This window comes from Corynebacterium sp., assembly GCF_030538285.1.
In the GTDB taxonomy this organism is placed as follows: Bacteria; Actinomycetota; Actinomycetes; order Mycobacteriales; family Mycobacteriaceae; genus Corynebacterium.
In genome coordinates, this window is the sequence record NZ_JAUNUG010000006.1 from 44,624 (window position 1) to 65,518 (window position 20,895).

The 20,895-nt window shown below is 64.8% G+C and carries 18 protein-coding genes, 2 tRNA genes and 1 riboswitch; of the genes, 12 read left to right on the forward strand and 8 right to left on the reverse strand.

The genetic code is table 11. From position 1 onward, the window contains the following. Positions 1-48 precede the first annotated feature (48 nt). Entirely contained in the window at positions 49-1,224 is a 1,176-nt protein-coding gene (locus tag Q4G50_RS03490; RefSeq protein ID WP_303376254.1) for a hypothetical protein, read from the forward strand. Here the strand turns inward: Q4G50_RS03490 and Q4G50_RS03495 are convergent. Then, on the reverse strand, positions 1,221-1,850 hold the full coding sequence (locus Q4G50_RS03495) for a hypothetical protein (RefSeq protein WP_303376255.1): 630 nt from the start codon (positions 1,848-1,850) through the stop codon (positions 1,221-1,223). The genes Q4G50_RS03490 and Q4G50_RS03495 overlap by 4 nt on opposite strands. 38 nt (positions 1,851-1,888) lie before the next feature. Then, positions 1,889-1,987: riboswitch (TPP riboswitch) on the forward strand. Positions 1,988-2,007: 20 nt separating this feature from the next. On the opposite strand from Q4G50_RS03495, the gene Q4G50_RS03500 reads away from it, so the two are divergent. Both Q4G50_RS03500 and Q4G50_RS03505 read left to right on the forward strand, forming a co-directional pair. After that, complete coding sequence (locus Q4G50_RS03500; RefSeq protein WP_303376256.1) at positions 2,008-2,784, forward strand: 3-oxoacyl-ACP reductase; 777 nt, start codon at positions 2,008-2,010, stop codon at positions 2,782-2,784. 3 nt (positions 2,785-2,787) lie between these two features. After that, the gene (locus Q4G50_RS03505; RefSeq protein WP_303376257.1) at positions 2,788-4,059 is read left to right on the forward strand and encodes an LLM class flavin-dependent oxidoreductase; all 1,272 of its coding nucleotides are present in this window, start codon (positions 2,788-2,790) and stop codon (positions 4,057-4,059) included. Positions 4,060-4,065: 6 nt separating this feature from the next. On the opposite strand, the gene Q4G50_RS03510 is transcribed toward Q4G50_RS03505, so the two are convergent. Next, the gene (locus tag Q4G50_RS03510) at positions 4,066-5,247 is read right to left on the reverse strand and encodes an acetyl-CoA C-acyltransferase (protein ID WP_303376258.1); all 1,182 of its coding nucleotides are present in this window, start codon (positions 5,245-5,247) and stop codon (positions 4,066-4,068) included. A gap of 188 nt (positions 5,248-5,435) precedes the next feature. On the opposite strand from Q4G50_RS03510, the gene Q4G50_RS03515 reads away from it, so the two are divergent. After that, positions 5,436-8,240, forward strand: a complete 2,805-nt coding sequence (locus Q4G50_RS03515; protein WP_303376259.1) for a DNA methyltransferase — start codon at positions 5,436-5,438, stop codon at positions 8,238-8,240. 114 nt (positions 8,241-8,354) lie between these two features. Here the strand turns inward: Q4G50_RS03515 and Q4G50_RS03520 are convergent. From Q4G50_RS03520 to cmrA, 3 genes are all read right to left on the reverse strand, one after another. After that, positions 8,355-8,427 (reverse strand) — tRNA-His (locus Q4G50_RS03520). Between the two features lie 49 nt (positions 8,428-8,476). After that, positions 8,477-9,112: an oligoribonuclease gene (gene orn, locus Q4G50_RS03525; protein ID WP_303376260.1), complete on the reverse strand. Its 636-nt coding sequence runs from the start codon at positions 9,110-9,112 to the stop codon at positions 8,477-8,479. After that, complete coding sequence (gene cmrA / locus Q4G50_RS03530) at positions 9,109-9,912, reverse strand: mycolate reductase (RefSeq protein ID WP_303376261.1); 804 nt, start codon at positions 9,910-9,912, stop codon at positions 9,109-9,111. Before cmrA ends, orn begins: the two co-directional genes overlap by 4 nt. 46 nt (positions 9,913-9,958) lie before the next feature. On the opposite strand from cmrA, the gene Q4G50_RS03535 reads away from it, so the two are divergent. Next, the gene (locus tag Q4G50_RS03535; protein ID WP_303376262.1) at positions 9,959-11,314 is read left to right on the forward strand and encodes a Na+/H+ antiporter family protein; all 1,356 of its coding nucleotides are present in this window, start codon (positions 9,959-9,961) and stop codon (positions 11,312-11,314) included. A gap of 69 nt (positions 11,315-11,383) precedes the next feature. Here the strand turns inward: Q4G50_RS03535 and Q4G50_RS03540 are convergent. Then, positions 11,384-11,456, reverse strand: a tRNA-Arg gene (locus Q4G50_RS03540). Between the two features lie 120 nt (positions 11,457-11,576). On the opposite strand from Q4G50_RS03540, the gene Q4G50_RS03545 reads away from it, so the two are divergent. The 6 genes from Q4G50_RS03545 (at position 11,577) to Q4G50_RS03570 (ending at position 18,263) form a co-directional block, all read left to right on the forward strand. Next, positions 11,577-13,745 carry a cytochrome c oxidase assembly protein gene (locus Q4G50_RS03545; RefSeq protein ID WP_303376263.1) on the forward strand — a complete coding sequence of 723 codons (2,169 nt, stop codon included), beginning with the start codon at positions 11,577-11,579 and terminating at the stop codon, positions 13,743-13,745. Positions 13,746-13,878: 133 nt separating this feature from the next. Continuing rightward, positions 13,879-14,415 carry a single-stranded DNA-binding protein gene (locus Q4G50_RS03550; protein ID WP_303376264.1) on the forward strand — a complete coding sequence of 179 codons (537 nt, stop codon included), beginning with the start codon at positions 13,879-13,881 and terminating at the stop codon, positions 14,413-14,415. Between the two features lie 63 nt (positions 14,416-14,478). After that, positions 14,479-16,149 carry an energy-dependent translational throttle protein EttA gene (ettA, locus tag Q4G50_RS03555; RefSeq protein WP_303376265.1) on the forward strand — a complete coding sequence of 557 codons (1,671 nt, stop codon included), beginning with the start codon at positions 14,479-14,481 and terminating at the stop codon, positions 16,147-16,149. 162 nt (positions 16,150-16,311) lie between these two features. After that, positions 16,312-16,761: a thioesterase family protein gene (locus tag Q4G50_RS03560; RefSeq protein WP_303376266.1), complete on the forward strand. Its 450-nt coding sequence runs from the start codon at positions 16,312-16,314 to the stop codon at positions 16,759-16,761. After that, positions 16,761-17,378 carry a hypothetical protein gene (locus tag Q4G50_RS03565; RefSeq protein WP_303376267.1) on the forward strand — a complete coding sequence of 206 codons (618 nt, stop codon included), beginning with the start codon at positions 16,761-16,763 and terminating at the stop codon, positions 17,376-17,378. Before Q4G50_RS03560 ends, Q4G50_RS03565 begins: the two co-directional genes overlap by 1 nt. Before the next feature lie 60 nt (positions 17,379-17,438). Then, entirely contained in the window at positions 17,439-18,263 is an 825-nt protein-coding gene (locus Q4G50_RS03570; RefSeq protein ID WP_303376268.1) for a tryptophan-rich sensory protein, read from the forward strand. Here Q4G50_RS03570 and chrA read toward each other — a convergent pair. Next, positions 18,166-19,344 (reverse strand): chromate efflux transporter, encoded by a 1,179-nt coding sequence (gene chrA, locus Q4G50_RS03575; RefSeq protein ID WP_303376269.1) that lies wholly within the window; start codon positions 19,342-19,344, stop codon positions 18,166-18,168. The two genes, Q4G50_RS03570 and chrA, sit on opposite strands and share 98 nt — an antisense overlap. 70 nt (positions 19,345-19,414) lie before the next feature. Between chrA and ald the strand changes: the two genes are divergently transcribed. Next, positions 19,415-20,506, forward strand: coding sequence for an alanine dehydrogenase (gene ald / locus Q4G50_RS03580; protein ID WP_303376270.1), 1,092 nt, complete (start codon positions 19,415-19,417; stop codon positions 20,504-20,506). Here ald and Q4G50_RS03585 read toward each other — a convergent pair. Beyond that, complete coding sequence (locus Q4G50_RS03585; RefSeq protein ID WP_303376271.1) at positions 20,463-20,873, reverse strand: globin; 411 nt, start codon at positions 20,871-20,873, stop codon at positions 20,463-20,465. The genes ald and Q4G50_RS03585 overlap by 44 nt on opposite strands. Positions 20,874-20,895: the final 22 nt, after the last annotated feature.

A 20,895-nucleotide genomic window follows, 5' to 3' on the forward strand; every position in this document is an offset into this window, starting at 1 on the left:
CCGCCTTATGTATCGATATCGCCAAACTACCTGAATTACAGTGGCCGCATGGATAGATCGTCGATGTCGGCCGTCCTCGGCGCCCTCGCCCTCGTCGCGGGGCTGGCGGCCCTCGCCTGGCCCGGGCTTGACCTGCCACAACGCGTCGGTGGTGGGCTGCTTGTCGCGCTCGGTGCGGCGGCGGTGGTGTGGGCGGTGGCACGAAGCCGGCGGGTGCGCACCCTGCTCGTCGCGGCCGTGCCCGCGGTGCTGCTCACGGGTGTGCTCGTCGTGGTGATGACTCCGTTTCCGGAGGGCGGAGTCGTGGCGAAGCGGAGCGGGGCCATCGCCGCCGACCCGGTGGACAGCCTCGACGAGCTGCACGCCCAGGCTCTCGACATCGCCGACCAGCTGGCCGCAGGCGGATCCGCCCAACTCATCTGGATGAACCTGTTCACTGACCTCTCCGCGGGCAGCTACATCGATGTCGCCGACAACCAGGGCGGGAAGTTCCGTGCCCGCCTGGAAACCCGCCCCCAGCGCGAATGGCAGTGGGAACGGACAGCGCTCGAACACGCCCCCGCCACCTTCGACGGCCACCAGGTCACGTTCTCCTATGACCAGGTCACCGAGGAACTCACCGCCGCCGCCCAGGGCATCGGCACCACACCGGACTTTGAGTCAGTGTGGCTCTACCCCGGGCACTCCGACCAGCAGCCGCTCGAGGCAGCCAACCCGCAGGCGCTGCCCGTCGCGCAGTTCAATTCCCGCGCCCGCGGCCGCGACCTGCGTCTCCAGGTGCTTGCCGACGGCACCCTGCCCGACACCTACTTCGACGTCACCGACATGGGCGCCGCCCGCGAGCAGATCATCAACGCCCTCATACTCGATGACCGCCGCCCCTTAACAGCCGAGTTCCAGATCCTCTCCGCCCGCAGCGCCACCCAGCTCATCCACGGTCCCGTCATCGACAACCGCCCCCTGGAGGGCGGTGTCGAGTTCCGCGGCACCGTCGACGGCGACTACCTCCAGGTCGCGGTAGGCATCGGGCAATTCCCCACCATCGAACCCCGCACCCCCGACGACCAGCTCGGATTCCACCCCCTGGCGGACATCCCGGTGGACCAGGACCTGGTGCCCGCGAGCGATCACCCCATCGCCTGGCAGATCCGCGCCGAGCACTCGGGAGTGGTCCTGCGCGCCCTCGACGGCCCCCACGCCGCCGAGCAGCGCCGCGAACTCTAGGTCAATTCCCCGCGCTGCAGCGATTCGAGTTTTTCGACGGCGGGGAGGGAAGAGGGGAGGAGGCCGGCGTCGATAAGCGAACGCACCGTCTCCAGGGCCCGGCGGTAGTACGTCGCCCGCTCCTGCTCTGTCGCCGCGCCCTGGGCGTGCCGGTAGAGCTTGAGGCCGGTCTCGGCCTCGGTGCGACGCGACTCTGCCAGCGCCGAGGTACCGGTCGAACGTGCATAACGCTGCGCGCCCGCCCACGCCATCCGCAGCTCCTCGACGGCGTCCGGGTAGTCCGCGGCAGTGGCCTGCCCGGCTGCTGCCAGCGCATCGAAGTAGCGGTGCACCTCCGGCCGAGAACGGTCCCACAGGCCGGGGAAGCGCAGCAGCATTTCCGGGTCGAGCTCCCACCGGGAGTACTCGTCGAGCACCTGACGGTGGTGTTCCTCAGCCACCTCGAACTCACTCGGGACGGTCGCGTCTTCAGGGGAGCGGGTGAGCAACAGCACAGCCGCACTGATGCCGAGCAACGAGACGAGAACGCCGATGAGCAGCCCGACGCCACCCCCGACCGCCCAGGCCAACCACACAGCGAGAACCTGCGACGCGATCGTCACGATGATGGCCGGCCGGATGTTCATGGTGGCTAGGGTAGCAGCGGGTTTTGCTATGGTGGCCCTCACGTGACACGGGGTGCTGCCGAGCAGTGCAGCTGAGAACACACCCGTCGAACCTGATCCAGTTAACACTGGCGAAGGGAATGTCTCTCCTTCGCCTTTTCCTGTGAAAGGCACCCACATGAGCATTGCTCCCACCCCCATCAATGAGCAGATTGTCCTGGTCACCGGCGGCGCCCGCGGCCTCGGCAAGGCAGTCACCGAGGCGTTCCTGCGCGAAGGCGCGAAGGTGGTCATCAACTACTTCTCTTCCGGGCAGGCCGCACAGGAGATCGCGGATAAGTACCCCGGTCAGGCCGTGGCCATCCAGGCGGATGTCCGCGAGCGCACCCAGGTTGACGCCCTGTTCACCCAGGCCAGGGAGCTTTTCGACGCCCCCGTCACCACCGTCGTTTCCAACGCCCTGATTGATTTCTCCTTCGACGGCGATGCCCGCCCCAAGGCCGAGGAGATCGTCTACGAGCGTTTCGAGTCCCAGTTCGCCGGCGCCATCCAGGGCACCCTCAACGTCACCCAGGCAGCCCTGCCGGGCTTCGACGAGTTCGGCTCGGGCCGTGTCATCACCATCGGCACCAACCTCTTCCAGTACCCGGTCGTGCCCTACCACGACTACACCGCCGCCAAGGCCGCCCTCCTTTCCCTCACCCGCACCCTGGCCGCTGACTTGGGCCCGCGCGGCGTGAGCGTCAACATGCTCTCCGGCGGCCTGCTGCGCAAGACCGACGCCTCCGCCGCCACCCCGGACGAAGTCTTCGACTTCATCGCGCAGGGGACCCCGCTGCAGTCCGTGACCACCCCCGAGGAGTTCGCCGACGCGATCCTGTTCTTCGCCTCCCCGTGGGCACGCTCGGTCACCGGGCAGAACCTGGTCGTCGACGGCGGGCTGGTCAAGGACTAGTTCATGCACATCAACCTCTTCGCTTTCGCGGCCGGGCACCACACCTCCGCGTGGCGCGCACCCGATTCCTCGGTGGGCCGCCTCGGCGACATCACCTATTGGGAGGAACTCGCGCAGATCGCCGAGCGCGGCAAGCTCGATGCCTTCTTCCTCGCCGACGGCCAGTCGGCCGCTATCGGAGGCGTCGGCGGTGGCCCCGCCTGGTTCCTCGAACCCGTCACCACGTTGACCGCCCTGGCGCGCGCCACCTCGCGGATCGGGCTGGTCACCACCATTTCCGCGACTTTCTGGCCGCCCTTCCACGCCGCCCGCCTCATGGCCAGCCTGGACCACATCTCTGGCGGGCGCGCCGGGATCAACGTGGTCACCTCCATGGGCGATGACGAGGCCCGCAACCACGGCATGGATGCGCTCCCGCCGCACGCCGAGCGCTACGCACGCGCTGAGGAATTCACCCAGGTCATCGGCGAATTGTGGGATTCGTTTCCGGCCGATGCCGTGGTGTGCGACGAGTCCTGGGTCGATGCTTCCCGCTTATCGACGCCCGCCCACTCCGGCGAGTTCTTCAAAGTTGCGGGCCCGTTGAACATCCCCGTTGGCCCGCAGGGGCGCCCGGTGCTGTTCCAGGCCGGGGCCTCCGAACCGGGCCGCGACCTGGCGGCGAAGTATGCCGAGGGTATCTACGCCGTGGCTTGGGATCTGGAGATGGCACAGGAATATCGCCTTGATGTGCGGCGTCGGGCTGAGTCGCTGGGGCGGGATCCCGATTCGATTGTGGTCATGCCGGGCCTGGTCACCTATGTCGGCCGCACCGAGGAGGAGGCCCGCGAGAAGCAGCGCGCTATGAATGAGCTGCTGCCGGTGGCCGATGCGCTGCGGGGGCTGGAGTACTTCATCCAACAGGACACCTCCAGCTGGGAGTTGGACGCCCCGGTGCCCCCGCTGCCTCCGCTCGATGAGTTCACCGGGCCCAAGGGACGCTATGCCACCATCCTGCGGATCATCGAGTCGAGGCAGCCCACCGTGCGGGAGCTGCTTGGCTACCTCGCGGCCGGCGGCGGGCACGCCACCTTCGTGGGCACGCCCGAGCAGATCGCCGACGAGATGCAGCGCTGGGTTGATGAGGGAGGTGCCGACGGCTTCAACCTCATGCCGCCCTCCCTGCCCGCGGGTATCGAGGACTTCGTTGACCTCGTCATCCCCGTCCTCCAGGAGCGCGGGGTGTTCCGTACCGAGTACTCCGGAACGACCCTGCGGGAGCACCTGGGGGAATAGCCGCGGCTAACCCTCCAGCAGCAGCGCCTCGCCCTGGCCACCGCCCCCGCACAGGGCGACGCCGACACGTGTGGCCTGCCCCGTGGAGAGCAGGTGTGCGACGTGTACGACCAGGCGGGCACCGGAAGCACCGATGGGGTGGCCGAGCGCGATGGCGCCGCCGTGTGGGTTGACCACCGTGGGGTCCACACCCAGCTGCTGCGTGGAGACGAGGCCGACGGCGGCGAAGGCCTCGTTGATCTCCACCACATCAAGATCCGCGGCCGCCCATTCCTGTCGTTCCAGGGCCTGGGCCAGCGCGTTCGCCGGCTGGGCCTGCAGGGAGCTGTCCGGGCCGGCGACCTGGCCTACGGCCCGCACGGTCGCCAGCACTTCCCATCCCTGCTCCTGGGCTAGCTCGCGGGTGGTGAGGATGACCGCCGCCGCGCCATCGGAAATCGGGGAAGAGTTCCCCGCGGTGATGGAGCCGTCCTTGCTGAACGCCGGGCGCAGACCCGCCAGGCTCTCCGCGGTGGAATCGGGGCGGACCCCCTCATCGCGTTCCACGGTGGTCTCCCCCTTGCGCCCGGAAATGGTCACCGGCACCACCTCGGCGGCAAACAGGCCCTCATCCCAAGCGGCGGCGGCCCGCTGGTGGGAGGCAGCGGCGAACCCATCCTGGGCTTGCCGGCTCACGGGGAAAGCCCCGCCATAGCCCTCGGTCATCGTGCCCATGGACTCACCGCTCTCGGCATCCGTCAGACCGTCGTGAGCCATGTGATCAACCAGGGCGGCGGGGCCGAAACGATGCCCCTGGCGGCTCCCGGGCAGCAGGTGCGGAGCATTCGACATCGACTCCATGCCACCCGCGACGACGACCCGGGCCTCGCCGGAACGGAGGAGACGGGCGGCGTCGATAATCGCGCTCAAGCCGGACAGGCACACCTTATTCAGCGTCATTGCGTGGGCATTCACCGGCAGGCCCGCCTGCAAGGCGGCCTGCCGGGCCGGGTTTTGGCCGGCGCCGGCTTGGAGGACGTGGCCGATGAGGGCGGCGTCGATAAGCGAAGGATCAACGCCGGACCTCTCCAGCGCACCCCGGATCGCGGTGGCGCCGAGATCAACGGCGGACATTGGGGCCAGCCCGCCGAGGAAACGGCCGAAAGGCGTGCGCGCGGCGCCGACGATGACGATATCGGTGGTAGACATTCTCACTCCTTGGGTTTGTTGTCTACCCAGGATGACTGATGGGCGCTAGCTTGTGCAGATTCTTGACAAAAGTGACGGCAGTCACTTCCGGGAGGGGTCAAGGTCCGGGGGACTTGCCTAGCGGAAATGTACAGGTCCTCGCCTAGAATCGAGGAAAGTTGTTCTCATTGATCCGAGGTGTTGTCGAGATGGTTGCCACTACGTCCCCGTTGCTGACGCATAACCAGCGCGTATCTGCCGCGAAGGAATTCGTGGAGAGATGGCAGGGGATCGGTTCCGAGAAATCAGACACCCATAAGTTCTGGCTGGACCTGTGCACCAATGTGCTCGGCATGAAGGAGATCACCACGGCCGTCCTCTTCGAGGGGCGCACCACCTACGGTGGTTTCATTGACGTGCGCATCCCGGACGCCAAGACCTTCATTGAACAGAAGTCTCTCGGTGTCGATCTGGACAAACCAGATACCCGTCAAGGGCACATGGTGACTCCTTTCGAGCAGGTCAAGAATTACGTCGACTCGCAGCCGAATTCTCAGCGGCCCGACATGGTGATCGTGTGCAACTTCGGGGAGTTCCGTCTCCATGACCTCGACGTTGAACGCCCGGAGGAGAATTATGTCTCCTTTACGTTGGAGGAACTGCCCGAGCAGTTGCACCTGTTGGATTTTCTCGTCGCGCCGCAGACCCAGCGGGCGATCCGGGAAAAGGAAGTCTCGCTGGCCGCCGGAGATCTGGTGGGGCGTCTCTATGAGGGATTAGCTGGTTTATATGCTGACCCCGATTCCCCGCAGGTGCAACATGCGTTGAATGTGCTGAGCGTGCGATTGGTGTTTTGCCTGTTTGCGGAAGACGCCGGTGTTTTCAACAAAAATGCCTTGCGGGACTACCTAGAGCCGCTGCCGGCCAATTTCATGCACATGGCACTTGACCAGCTATTTCGCATTCTGGATACTCCGTTGGAGGAGCGCTCGCCCTATGACCGGGAGCAGTTCAGTGGCTTTCCTTACGTCAACGGTGGTCTATTCCGGGAGCAGAATGTAGAGATCCCGGTATTCACCGAGGACCTCAAGACTCTCCTGGTGCGTGACATCAGCCATAGTCATGACTGGTCGCGCATCAGCCCCACCATCTTCGGCGGTGTCTTCGAGTCCACACTTAACCCGGAGACGCGCCGTTCGGGAGGGATGCACTACACCAGCCCGGACAACATCCATAAGGTTATTGACCCGCTGTTTCTGGATGACCTGACAGTAGAGCTGGAGAACATTCTGATCGCGAACGGGGGGGGGGGGGACGTCAAGCGCCGGAATAACCTCAAGCGGTTCCAGGACAAACTCGCTGGACTGACGTTCTTCGATCCAGCCTGTGGTTCCGGTAACTTCCTCACCGAGACTTACATATCCTTGCGCCGCCTGGAGAACAAGGTGTTGACGGAGATCCAGCGCGGCCAGGCAGTACTGGACGTCGGCCAAGAATCGCCGATCAAAGTGAAGGTGTCGCAGTTCTATGGCATTGAGATCAATGACTTTGCCGTATCGGTGGCCCAGACTGCCTTGTGGATCGCGCAACTGCAGGCCGATCTGGAGACCGAGATGGTCACCTCCGGGCGGGTGGATGCACTGCCCCTGAAGGACGCGCCGGGAATTGTCCACGGTAACGCGCTGCAGGTGGAGTGGGAGAGTGTGCTCGAGCCCGAGCGTTGCAACTACATCATTGGTAATCCGCCGTTCCTGGGCTACTCAAACCTCAGTGACGATCAGAAGGCTGAACGAGCAGTCATCTTCGGGAAGTCCGGAGGTGTCCTCGACTATGTGGCCTGCTGGTACAAGCTGGCCGCTGACTACATGAAGGGCACGAAGATTGAAGCAGCGCTAGTCTCCACCAACTCGATTACCCAGGGTCAGCAGGTACAGCCTCTATGGGAGCCGTTGTTGAGCCGTGGGTTGTTCATCAACTTCGCCCACCGGACGTTCTCATGGAGCAACGAAGCAGCGGACTACGCCGCAGTACACGTGGTCATCGTGGGGTTCAGCTACGTCGAACGGAAGGACAAGCTGCTGTTCGCGTACCGGGGGCGTGAGCTGGAGCGCGTGGATCACCCGAAGCACATCAACGGGTATCTGGTCGATGCACCGAATGTGTACGTGACGCGGAGGAGCAAACCGATCTCGGCTGTCCCGGAGATGATTGCCGGCGGGAAACCAACTGATGGTGGGCACTTGCTCCTGTCCCGATCTGAGCGCGACGAGCTGGTGAAGAAGGAGCCTGCTGCCGAGAAGTGGATCCGTCCGTTCTCTATGGGCGCGGAGTTCATCAGAGGTATCGAGAGGTTCTGTCTGTGGCTGGTGGACTGTCCACCACACGAGTTGAAGACAGTGCCAATGGTGCTTAATCGTGTTCAGCAGGTGAGAGAGATGCGGTTGTCGTCGAAGAAGGTGGCGACGCAGAAGAAGGCCTCAACCCCCTGGTTGTTCGACGAAATTAGATACGACGGCGATGGCGACTACCTGGCCGTTCCGGCGGTCTCGTCGGAACGTCGCGAGTACATTCCGATTGGATTTGTCACCGAAGGCATGATCCCTGGGAACAAGCTCTACTTCGTTCCCAACGCCACTGTCTATGATTTCGGGATTGTCGCGTCTCGCGTTCACAATGCGTGGATGAGGACAGTCGCTGGTCGGCTCAAGTCCGATTACAACTATGCGAACACCATCGTCTACAACAATTTCGTCTGGCCCGAGGTGGATGACCAGCAGCGGGCTGAGATCGAGGCTGCAGCACAAGCAGTGTTGGAAGCCCGCGCGGCCTACCCTGATGCTGCCTTGAAGGATTTCTATGACCCGGATCATGGCTGGCTGTTCCCGCAACTTGTGGCCGCCCACCAAGCCCTCGACTCTGCCGTGGAGAAGGCCTACGGGTTGGAGCCTGGTTGCGAGGAGAAGGTGATCGTGGAGCACCTGTTCCAGCTCTACGGTGAGGCTGTCCAGGCCTAAGCTGCCCCGGAACCCCAAGGCCTCCGCGTCGTCTAGAGCGTAGGCAGGGGATCCAGTCTGCGGGAAAGACTTAGCCCCCGACCCTGTTTCCCAAGGTCGGGGGCTATTCTTCGGGGTGGCTGACGGGGCTCGAACCCGCGACACCCAGGATCACAACCTGGTGCTCTACCAGCTGAACTACAGCCACCATCGCTGCTTAATTGCAGCGGATTACAGATTAACCTACCGCACGCAAATTACAAAAACCGCTGGTAGTGCTCGGTGGAGGCGGTGGCGCACTCGGCGGCGACAGACGACTGGGGGCCGGGGGTGGGGACGAAGATGGCGCGTCGATAGTAATCGAGCTCGCGGATTGATTCGACGATGTCCGCCAGCGCGCGGTGCGCCAGGCCCTTCTCCGGCTGGTTGAAGTAGGCCTTGGGGAACCAGCGTCGGGCGAGTTCCTTGATGGAGGAGACGTCGACCATGCGGTAGTGGAGGGCGGCGTCGAGGCGCGGCATCTGCTCGCGGATGAAAGCCCGGTCCGTGGCGATGGAGTTGCCGGCCAGCGGGGCGGGATGATCGGGGGAGCAGTGCTCGGCGATGAGCGCCAGCACCGCGTCCTCGGCCTCCTGCAATGACACGGTGGAAGTCCGGATCTGCTCGGTGAGGCCGGACGTTCCGTGCATGTTGGTCACGAAATCATCCATCTGCGCCAGCTCTTCCTCGGTGGCGTGGACGACCAGGTCCACACCTTCGCCAATGATCTGCAGGTCGGCGTCGGTGATCAGGGCTGCGACCTCCACGATGACGTGGCGCTCCAGGTCGAGGCCGGTCATCTCCAGGTCGACCCACACGAGGCGGTCATTCTTCGCTGCGATATCCATGCTCATTCCCCCATCTTGGCGTAGAAACGGCCGATAAGGGGAGCCAGCAGGCCCGTCGGCGCGACCTTGGACACGGCGTTCATCGCCTTGCTCAGCGGGCCGGGCACCACGCGGCGCTGGTTCCTGGCCATCGCCTCCAGTGTCTCGCGGGAACAGGACTCGTAGGTGGTCCACAGGAAATCGGGCACCACTTTGTCCACGATCGACTTCTCCGCCTCCGGGATCTCCGCTTCCCGCACCGGCCCCGGCGCGAGCAAGGTGCAGGTCACGCCGGTGCCCTTGAGCTCATAGTGCAGTGCCTCGGTAAAAGCATTGACGCCGGCCTTGGTGAATACATAGGTGGCGTTATTGGGGATCGGCACGTTGCCCGCCGCGGAACCGACGTTGCAGATCGCGCCGGACTTCCGCTCCAGCATCCCGGTGAGCGCCGCGCGGGTGAGCCGGTGCACGGCGGTGGCGTTGAGGTGGAACTGATCGACCTCATAATCCCAGTCCTGCTTCATCAGTGGCCCGAACGAGGCAATACCGGCGGAATTGATGAGGATGTTGACCCGGTGGGCGTCGATAAGCTCGATCACCCGGCTGACCTCGTCGTGCTTGCTCAAATCCGCTGCACACACCTTCACGGTCACACCGTGGGCGTTTTCGAGGGTGTCGGCGAGCTCGCGCAACACCGCTTCTCGACGCGCCACCACAATCACATTGTGACCCATCGACGCGAGATCACGCGCCATGGCCATGCCGATACCCTGGCTGGCGCCGGTGACGAGAGCGAAGTTGTCCGGACTGGGGGAGGGAAGAGTCATGGGGTCAAGGCTAGTCGCCTGGGTTGACTGTTTTAATCTAAAACCCATGAACGCCGTGTTAATCGCCGTGCTGGTGATGCTCATCCTCGCTGTTTCCCGGGTCCACGTGGTCCTGGCCCTGTTCGTCGGTGCCCTGGTCGGTGGTCTGCTCGGTGGCCTCGGCCTCGACGGCACCATGGTCGCCTTCCAGGACGGCCTGTCCGGGGGTGCGCAGATCGCCCTGTCCTACGCCTTGCTCGGTGCTTTCGCCATGGCGGTGGCCAGCTCGGGGTTGCCGAATCTGCTGGCCAACTGGCTGATCGGGAAGTTGGGGGTGGATTCGACCTCGGCGCGCACGAAGACGATCGCGCTGACGAAGTGGGGCATGATCGCCGGCATTCTGGCCATGGCGATCATGAGCCAGAACCTCATTCCGGTGCACATCGCCTTCATTCCGCTGATTATCCCGCCGCTGCTGGCCGTGTTCAACCGCCTGCAGATCGACCGCCGCCTCATCGCGGTGGTGCTCACGTTCGGCCTGGTCACCACGTACATGTGGATCCCGATCGGCTTCGGCAACATTTTCCTCAATGACATCCTGCTGGGCAACATCGAGACCGCCGGCCTGGACACCAGCAACATCAACATCTTCACCACGATGACCATCCCGGCGCTCGGCATGGTGGTTGGTCTGCTCATCGCGGTGTTCTTCACTTATCGACGCCCCCGTACCTACGCCGACAAACCCATCACCGTCGGCACCGACGCCGCCGAGGAACCGATCTCCCGCTACCGCATCATCGTGGCGCTCATCGCGATCGTCGCCACGTTTGCGGTCCAGGTCGTCATGCAGTCCCTGGGTACGGAAGCCAACTCCCTGCTCATCGGCGCGCTCACCGGCCTGGCGATCTTCCTGGCCACCGGTGCAGTCAAGTGGAATCAGGCCGATGACATCTTCACCGCCGGCATGAAGATGATGGCCCTTATCGGCTTCATCATGATCACCGCTCAGGGCTTCGCCGCCGTCATGTCCGCCACCGGCGAGGTCGACTCCCTGGTCACCGCCTCCGCCGAACTCTTCGCCGGCTCCAAGGCGGCGGCCGCGGTGGCGATGCTGGTGGTCGGGCTCATCGTCACCATGGGCATCGGCTCCAGCTTCTCGACGCTGCCCATCATCACCACCATTTACGTCCCCCTCTGCCTGGCGATGGGCTTCTCCCCGGTAGCCACCGTCGCCATCATCGGCACCGCCGGCGCCCTCGGTGACGCCGGCTCCCCGGCATCCGACTCCACCCTGGGCCCCACCTCGGGTCTCAACGCCGACGGCCAGCACGACCACATCCGGGACTCGGTCATCCCGACCTTCATCCACTTCAACATCCCGCTACTCATCGCCGGCTTCGCCGCCGCGATGGTGCTGTAGATCGCCGTGCAGGAGGGCCCAAAAATGGGCCTGAAAAAGCCACTGCTGCACGGCGATCTACCTCAGGGGCGCCCCCGATTGGATTCGAACCAACGACCGACGGATTAGAAGTCCGGTGCTCTATCCACTGAGCTACGGAGGCATGCGCGCTAAATCCTAACGCACAACCCGGCGGAACCGGAAAAGTTCCCAGGTAGTGAGCAGATTCACGCCCACGTACCCTGGCTAGGACCTCAGCGTTTCGCGGATTAGGGTAGAGCGCATGTCAGCACCACAGGCAACGGAGACAGTCACGCGGGCGTCGATAAGCGAAAAGAAGGTGCGGCCGACGTGGCCGCTCTACCTGCTGTTTTTCGGTGTCGCGGGCCTGGTGGGTGCGACGATCTCCTTCGAGTTCCTCACGGACTCGCTCGTGGCGCTGGGCATTCCGGATCCCGGGCCGGTGACCACGTGGGGGCTACCATTCTTCCGTGCGGTGGGCTGGATGCTGGCGGCGCTGGCGATCGGCTCGTTCATGTTCGCGGCGTTCTACATCTCGCCGAAGGTGCCGGGGGGCGACAACTCGCGCTTGGTGGAGGCCCCGCTGAGTGTTGACGGGGATATCGCCGCACGCACCGGCGCCCTGGCGACCTTGAGTTTCGGGCTCATCGCCCTGCTCATGATCCCGCTGACGCTCTCGGATGTCTCCGGCACCCCGTTCCGCAACACGCTCGCCATCGACATGTGGGGCGTGGCGATCAGCCAGGTCTCCACCGCCCTGGCATGGTCGGTGGTGGCGGGAATTTCGCTGGTCGTGGGCGTGGCGGGGCTGATCTTCCGGAAATGGATCGCGCAGCCGCTGCTTCTGGTCGGTGCGATCCTTACCATTGTGCCGCTGGGCATGGAAGGTCACGCCGCGGCGGGTGGCGCGCACGACTACGGCACGAACTCCTACCTGTGGCACCTCATCGCCATGGCGGTGTGGGTCGGTGGCCTCATGGCGCTCATCGCGCACGGCCGCCGACTGGGCCCCGACATGGAGATCGGGCTGCGGCGCTACTCCAGCGTGGCGTTGTTCGCGCTGATCGCCATGACCGTTTCCGGCCTCATCAACGCCGCGGTCCGCGTGGAGTGGGAGGACTGGCTGACCACCACCTACGGTTTCATCCTGGTGACCAAGACGGTCGGCCTGGTGCTGCTGGGTTTCCTGGGTTTCGTGCACCGGATGATCACCATCCCGGTGATCGACTCGAAGCCGGGGATGTTTATGCGTTTCGCCCTCGTGGAGGTCATCCTCATGGCGGCGGTCACCGGTGTGGCCATCACGATGGGGCGTACGCCGCCGCCCCCGCCGCGCGATCCGAACCTCTCCCAGATGGCCATCCAGATGGGCTATGACCTCTACGAGAAGCCCACCCTGGCCAACGTGTTCACCATGTGGCGTTTTGACGTGATGTTCGGCGCCATCGCCCTGCTGATCACCGCCGGCTACCTCTACGGCGTGTGGCGCGTGCACCGCCAGGGCGGCCGGTGGAACCCGCTGTACACCACGATGTGGCTGCTGGGCACGGGCAGCCTGTTCGTCACCACCAGTTCGGGCCTGGGCATGAACATGCCGGCCACCTACTCGATGCACATGATCGTGCACATGATCCTGTCGATGGTGGTGCCGCTGTTCCTGGTGCTCGGCGGCCCGTTGACGCTGCTCATGACGGCCTATGCGCCGGGTGCGCCGGGCCAACCAGGTCCGCATGATTGGGCGCTGGCGATCACCAAGGCTCCGCTGCTGAAGTTCCTCACGCATCCGCTGGTGAATACGCTGCAGTTCCTCTTCGTCTTCTACGTCCTCTACCTGTTTATCCCCCTGTATGAGCTGGCGATCTCGGAGCACGCCGGCCACCTGGCCATGAACTGGGCGTTCCTGATCTCCGGCTACCTGTATTTCTGGGAGCTGGTGGGGGTGGATCCGACCCCGGTGCGCCGCCCCACGGCGATCCGCCTGGCCTGGCTGGTGGGCTCCATGCCCTTCCACCTCTTCGCCGGCATTTACCTCATGCAGCTGACCACGGTGATGGGCGAGGATTTCTACATGAGCCTCGGCCTGCCCTGGGAGCTTGATCTCCTGCAGGATCAGCGGGTGGGCGGCGGCATCGGCTGGGCGTCAGGCTCCTTCCCGATGGGCCTGGTGTTCCTGTTGTTGTTTATCGGCTGGCGTCGCGATGATCGCGCCACGGAGACCGCCTACGAGGAGCGCGTGGCCGCCGGTGAGGACCAGGACTTTGAGGCCTACAACGACATGCTGGCCCGTATCTCCGCAGGTGGGACGGCGCGTTCGGAGTTCGAGGAGAAGGAGTTCCCCAAGGCTGCGGAGTCCGCAGCTGCGGACTCTGATGGCTCCCCGGAGGAGCCTGCAGGGCCCGTACTCGATCTTCGCTCGCGCCGCAAACGTTGATGCGGAAACCGGCCGTTTTCTGTGGATAACTCGAGTTATCCACAGGCTTATCGACGCCGCGTTTGTCACCCTCCCACACCCCTGCCAGGCTGCGAGGTGTCACCACGACACCACACACCACAAGGGGGAAAACATGGCCCAGACACCTACGACACTCATCGGCAATCTCACCGAGGAACCCAGCCTGCAGTTCTTCGAGAAGAACCAGACCTACAAGGCGCGGTTCCGCATCGCTTCCTCCCGCCGCACGCGGGATAAGAACAACCCGGAAATATGGAACGATTCGGATCTGCTCTACATCGACGTTGAGGTGTGGGGTCCGCTCGCGCTCAACTGCAAGAAGTCGCTGACCAAGGGGATGCCGGTCCTCGTGCACGGCTCACTGTTCACTGATGAGTGGGAGGTCAAGGGCACCGACGAAAAGCGTCAGGTGGTGCGCCTGCGCGGCTACTCGGTGGGCCTGGACCTCAACCGCTACGTCATCGCCTCGCAGCGCATTGAGGCCGCGGAGAAGAACCTCATCGGGGCGGCCCTGCCCGCGCACGTGGATCCGGCGAGCCTGTGCGACCGGATCCACCCGGACAAGGAGAACGGCAACGAGGACAACTCCTCGGTATTCGGCCCGCCGCCGGAGCCGGTGGTCGAGCAGAAGGAGGATGTCCCCTTCTAGCTCGTCCGGGCCGGTCATGTACCCTGTGGAGTGTCTTTACCGCACTAGAAACATAGGGGAAAAATGGCCGAGTTCATCTACACGATGAAGAATGTGCGAAGGGTCGTCGGCGACAAGGTCATCCTTGACAATGTCACGATGGCCTTTTACCCGGGCGCCAAGATCGGCGTCGTCGGACCCAACGGTGCCGGCAAGTCCTCCGTCCTCAAGGTGATGGCGGGCATCGACCAGCCGTCCAACGGTGAGGCGTTCCTCGATCCGGGCGCCACCGTCGGCATCCTGCTGCAGGAGCCGCCGCTCAACGAGGAGAAGACCGTCCGCGAGAACGTCGAGGAGGGCCTCGGCGACATCTTCGAGAAGAAGAAGCGCTTCGAGGAGATCGCCGAGGAAATGGCGACCAACTACACCGATGAGCTCATGGAGGAGATGGGTCGTCTCCAGGAGGATCTCGACGCCGCTGATGCGTGGGAGGTCGACTCCAAGATCGAGCAGGCCATGGAGGCGCTGCGCTGCCCGCCGTCCGATTCCCCGGTCACCCACCTCTCCGGTGGTGAGCGTCGTCGCGTCGCCCTGGCGAAGCTGCTGCTGTCCGAGCCGGACCTGCTGCTCCTCGATGAGCCCACCAACCACCTCGACGCCGAGTCCGTCCTCTGGCTGGAGAAGCACCTCGCCGACTACAAGGGCGCCGTCCTCGCCGTCACCCACGACCGTTACTTCCTCGACCACGTCGCGGAGTGGATCTGTGAGGTCGACCGCGGCAAGCTGCACCCCTACGAGGGCAACTACTCCACCTACCTGGAGAAGAAGGCCGAGCGCCTCGAGGTCGCCGGTAAGAAGGACCAGAAGCTGCAGAAGCGCCTCAAGGATGAGCTGGCGTGGGTCCGCTCCTCCCCGAAGGCACGTCAGGCCAAGAACAAGGCCCGCCTGGAGCGCTACGAGGAGATGGCCGCCGAGGCCGAGAAGTACAAGAAGCTGGACTTCGAGGAGATCCAGATCCCGACCCCGCCGCGCCTGGGCAACAAGGTCGTGGAGGTCAACAACCTGCACAAGGGTTTCGATGGCCGCGTCCTGATCAAGGATCTCTCCTTCACCCTGCCGCGTAACGGCATCGTCGGCGTCATAGGCCCGAACGGTGTGGGTAAGACCACCCTGTTCAAGACGATCGTGGGTCTGGAGGAGCCGGATGCCGGCACCGTCGAGGTCGGTGAGACCGTCAAGTTGTCCTACGTCGACCAGGGCCGTGAGAACATCGACCCGGAGGCCACGGTGTGGCAGGTCGTCTCGGATGGCCTGGACTACATCCAGGTCGGCCAGAATGAGATGCCGTCCCGCGCCTACCTGTCGGCCTTTGGTTTCAAGGGCCCGGACCAGCAGAAGCCGTCCAAGGTGCTCTCCGGTGGTGAGCGCAACCGCCTCAACCTGGCGTTGACCCTCAAGCAGGGCGGCAACCTGTTGCTTCTCGATGAGCCGACCAACGACCTCGACGTCGAGACGCTCGGTTCCCTCGAGAACGCCCTGCAGAAGTTCCCGGGTTGCGCCGTGGTCATCTCGCACGACCGCTGGTTCCTGGACCGCACCTGTACCCACATCCTGGCCTGGGAGGGCAATGTGGAGGAGGGGCAGTGGTTCTGGTTCGAGGGTAACTTCGGTGACTACGAGAAGAACAAGATCGAGCGCCTCGGCGCGGATGCCGCACGCCCCTCGCGTGTCACGCACCGTCGCCTGACTCGCTAGCCCCGCTTATCGACGTCCGGTTGCCTCACCCGAGGCGGCCGGACGTTGCTGCTTTCTACCCCGCTCCGCGCGAGAACTGACCAAACCTGCCCGCGCGGTATAGATTGGACGGGGCATGAACGCGTTACCGCATGGAAAAGGAAACTCACCCGTATGTACGGCATGACTGCTGACCAGAACACCGCACTTCACGTCACCACCGTCCCGGTGCGCTGGTCCGATTTCGACCGCTACGGTCACATCATGAACGCGAACTACATTGAGGTCGCCCAGGAGGCGCGCCTGCAGTTCGCGGAGGATGAGTTCACCGCCCGGGGCCATGACTTCGCGGTGTTCGTCCGCCACATTGATGCTGATTTCCTGCGCCCGGTGCTGCCGGACACCACCGAGCTGCTCATTGAGACCCAGGTCGTGGAGATCGGCAACACTTCCTTCACCACCCGCCAGGAGATCAAGGACCGCCAGGGTCGTATCGCCTGCGTCGTGGAGTGTGTGCAGGTGGCGATTGATCTGAACACGGAGCGTCCGCGTTCGATCACGGAGAAGGAAGTCAAGATCCTCACCCGCGCCGCGGATGTCGATGAGCTTGAGCCGGGCGATTCAGACAAGTGATGGAGTCTCTGCGGATCCTCGGCGGCGCGCCGGGGCTCCAGTCGCTGGTGGGTCGGGCGGTGGATCTGGATGCCTCCGCCTCGGCTCGTTTCCGCCAGCTCGGCGACCAGGTGGATGTGTTTGTCACCACGCCTTTCCAGGTGGTCGCCGCACGCCGCATCGAGGGCGAGGCTTCCCGTGACGGTGCGGTGGTGGCGGCGACCGCGCTTCTCGACGCCCTGCGCACCAGCTCCCCACACATCGGCCCGGCCCGCGACCCGAATTGGCCGGGTGCCCTGCCCCCGGCCACGGGTTTCCAGCTTCTCGATGAGGTCCCGGTGGACGTCGTCCGTGACCTGGCTGATCAGGGCCAGGCCCTCGCGCGGCAGTTCTCCGGCCCGCTCGGCCCGCCCGCCAGCCTGCTCGATCAGACCGTGCTCACTGTCACCGGTGAGGCCGGCACCGCTGAGGTCCCGATGCGCATGATCTTCACGTGCACCTCGCTCGGGCTTATCCCGGGCTTCGCCGCGCCGATGGAGGTGCCGCGTCATCTGCGGGTGTCCATCAGCGGTCGTTGGGTGCGTATCGACGCCCCCTTCGGCACCGTCTACCGCTCCACCTCATTGTCGTTGTTCTGATTTTCGCTATAGTCGATGTATAAGATGTCGACAATAAGAGAAAATTCCAGTCCTTGGCCGATGTCCATCATCACGGTCCTCGGTGTCGCCGCCGCCATCGCGATGGCCTATTTGGGCAGTGGCGCGCTCGTCGGTGACCAGGTTTCTGAGGCCGCCGGTGGCGCCCTATCCGCCGACGCCACCCCCCTGGCCCCGGGTAGCCCGGCCTTTTCCATCTGGGCGGTAATCTACTTCGGCCTGGCTGCCTACGCCGTGTGGCAGCTGACGCCCACCGCCCGGGCCTCCGAACGCCAGCGGGTGCTGCGCCCCTGGGCGATCCTGTCCGCGCTGCTCAACGCCGCCTGGCTGTTCACCGTCCAGCTCGGCGCTTTGTGGCTGTCGGTGCTGGTCATCGTCGCCCTGCTGGCCGTGCTCATCCGCATCCTCTACATCCTCGGCCGCCCGCGTACCGGCGGCATCGTCGAGCTCGCGCTCACCGACGGCACCTTCGGCCTCTACTTCGGCTGGGTCTTGGCCGCCACCTTCGCCAACACCTGGGCCACCTTCGTCGCTGAGGGATTCAGCGCCTTCGAGGAGATCCCGGTGGGCCTGGTGGGCATCGTCGTCGCGACTGTGGTGGCCGTGGTTGCCGCCGTGCTCAACGGCGGACGTATCGCCCCGGCCCTGGCCACCGCCTGGGGTCTGGCTTGGATCGCTATCGCCCGCACGGACGGTGCCTTCGAGAACGAGGCGCTCGTCTGGACGGCCGCCACGGCAGCCGCCGTCATCATCCTGGTGGCCGTGGTGCTTAGAGCACTACCCAGCCGGCGAGCGCCGCGAACAGGGCAATCGACCACGGCGGAAGCTTCCACTGAGCCAGGCCCAGCCAGCACAAAGCTGCGATAACCAGCGAGGCAATGCCGGTGACACCATGGCTGAGCACCGGGTCCCAGAACGCCGCGCCAAGTAAACCCACCACTGCCGCGTTGATCGCCGTGAACGCCCGGCGCAGGGTGGGGGAGTGGCGCCAGCGCCCCCAGAAATGCAGGCCCGCCACCATGAGCAGGGCCGAGGGGATAAAGATCGCCACCGTCGCCACCAAGGCGCCCGCCCAACCGCCGTCGACCGCCCCCAGGTAGGAGGCGAAGGTAAACAGCGGCCCCGGCACGGCCTGAGCAGCAGAATAACCGGCGAGGAACTCGGACTGTTCCACCCAGCCGGGCGCCACGGTGAGCTGCTCCAGCAGGGGCAGGACCACGTGCCCGCCGCCGAACACCAGGGAACCGGCCTGGACATACGCCGCCACCCGCGTCAGCAGGTAGCCACCCACCGTGGTGGCGGCCAGTAACAACCCACCAAGCAGCACGAAAAACAAAGCCAAGGCGATAATTGCTGCCCGGGCGCTGACCGCGCGGATGGGCTCGGGGTCGGGGTCGGCGGCGTCGTCAAGCGAACCCCGCAGGAGCACCACGCCGAACACACCAGCGGCGATAATCACGCTGATGTGGGTGAAAGGGCTGGGCACCGCGAGCACGAGCAACCCGGCAAGCACCGCGATAGTGGCCGTCAGGCGCGTGTTCGCCATGTTCTTGGCCATGCCGGCGACGGCATGGAACACCACAGCGACGGCCGCGGCGAGCAGGCCGCGGATCCATCCGTGCTCGGCGTCGATACCCGCAGAAGCCATGAATAACCCGAACACCGTCAACAACACTGCCGACGGCGCCGTGAACATCACCCACGCGGCGAGCATGCCGAGCCAGCCGGCGCGGTGATACCCCAGCGCCATGCCCACCTGGGAGGAGGCAGGCCCGGGGAGGAACTGCGCGACCGCCACGATGTCTGCATAAGCCCGCTCCGACAGCCATGTGCGACGCGCCACGAACTCCTCGCGGAAATAGCCCAGGTGGGCGGTGGGGCCGCCGAAGGCACTGACCCCGAGGAGGCCGAAACTGCGGATGACTTCAAGTAGCGGTCGCTGGCTCACGTTCGACATGCTAAGCCTGCGCCGGGGTTTTCGCTGTGTGAGCCGTGCCGCCCGACTAGAGTCAATGCCCATGCGCATCGGAATCCCGAAGGAAATCATGAACATGGAGGGCCGCGTGGCCCTCGGCCCGACCAGTGCCGGCACGCTCGTGGCGGATGGCCATGAGGTCATCGTCCAGGCCGGGGCCGGTGCGGGTTCCTCCCTCGCGGACAGTGAATACGTCGAGCAGGGTGCGCGCATCGTCGATACGGCGGGGGAAGCGTGGTCCGCTGACCTGGTGCTCAAGGTCAAGGAGCCGCTGCCGGAGGAATACGGTTTCCTCCGGGCGGATCAGATCCTGTTCACGTACTTGCATCTGGCATCCTCGCGTGAGTGCACGCAGGCGCTTATCGACGCTGGCACCACCTCCCTCGCCTACGAAACCGTCCTGGACTCCCGCGGTGGGCTGCCCCTGCTCACCCCGATGTCCCAGGTCGCCGGTCGTCTCGCGGTGCAGGAGGGCGCGCACCACCTTATGAGTTCCAAGGGTGGGCGCGGCGTCCTGCTCGGTGGTGTGCCCGGTACTGCCCCGGCGAAGGTCGTGGTGCTGGGCGGCGGCCAGGTCGGCGCCTCGGCAGTTGCCATCGCGCAGGGCCTGCGCGCCTCGGTCACGGTCCTCGACTTGGATCCGGCGGTGCTGGGTCGTTTCGATGACCTTTACCAGGGCAACGTCCGCACCCTCATCTCCGATCCGATGACGATTGAGGCTGAGCTTCTCGACGCCGACCTCGTCATCGGCGCCGTCCTCGTCGCCGGTGCCAAGGCCCCGACGCTGGTCAGCGACGAGCTGGTCTCCCGCATGAAGTCCGGATCCGTGCTTGTCGACGTCGCCATCGACCAGGGCGGCTGCTTCGAGTCCTCCCGCAAGACCTCCCACGCGGAGCCGACCTACCGGGTCCACGATTCCCTCTTCTACTGTGTGCCCAACATGCCCGGTGCCGTCGCCAACACCTCCACCCGCGCGCTCACTTCGGCGACGCTTCCCTACGTCCGGGCGATTGCCGCGGACGGGGTGGACGGGGCCGTCGATAAGCATCCCGGCCTGGCGCCGGGGCTGATGACCCGCGGCGGCCAGCTGCTCAGCGAGCCTGTCCGGGAGGCGTTCCCGGATCTTCCCGGTTGATGAGCATCGCCGCCACCCTTTCCATGTGCTCCCACATCTGGTGGCGGTAGGCGGGCGGGATCGTTTCCTCGTCGATCTGGTCGAGGGAGTCTTTCATCAGCTCCAGCCAGCGGACCGCGGCGGCCCGGTCGACGGGGAACTGGAAATGCCGGCGGCGCAGCATCGGCGCGCCGCGCTGCTCATTGAAGGTGCTCGGCCCGCCCCAGTATTGGGCAAGGAACCACTTGAGACGGTTCTCCGCGCCTTCCCAGTCATCATCGGGGTACATGGGCCCGAGAATGTCATCGGTTTTCACCTGCTCATAAAACCCGGAGACGAGGCGGGTGAAGGTGGCGTCGCCGCCCACTGCGTCATAAAGGCTGCTCATGGCACCCCAGTCTAGGCTGGCA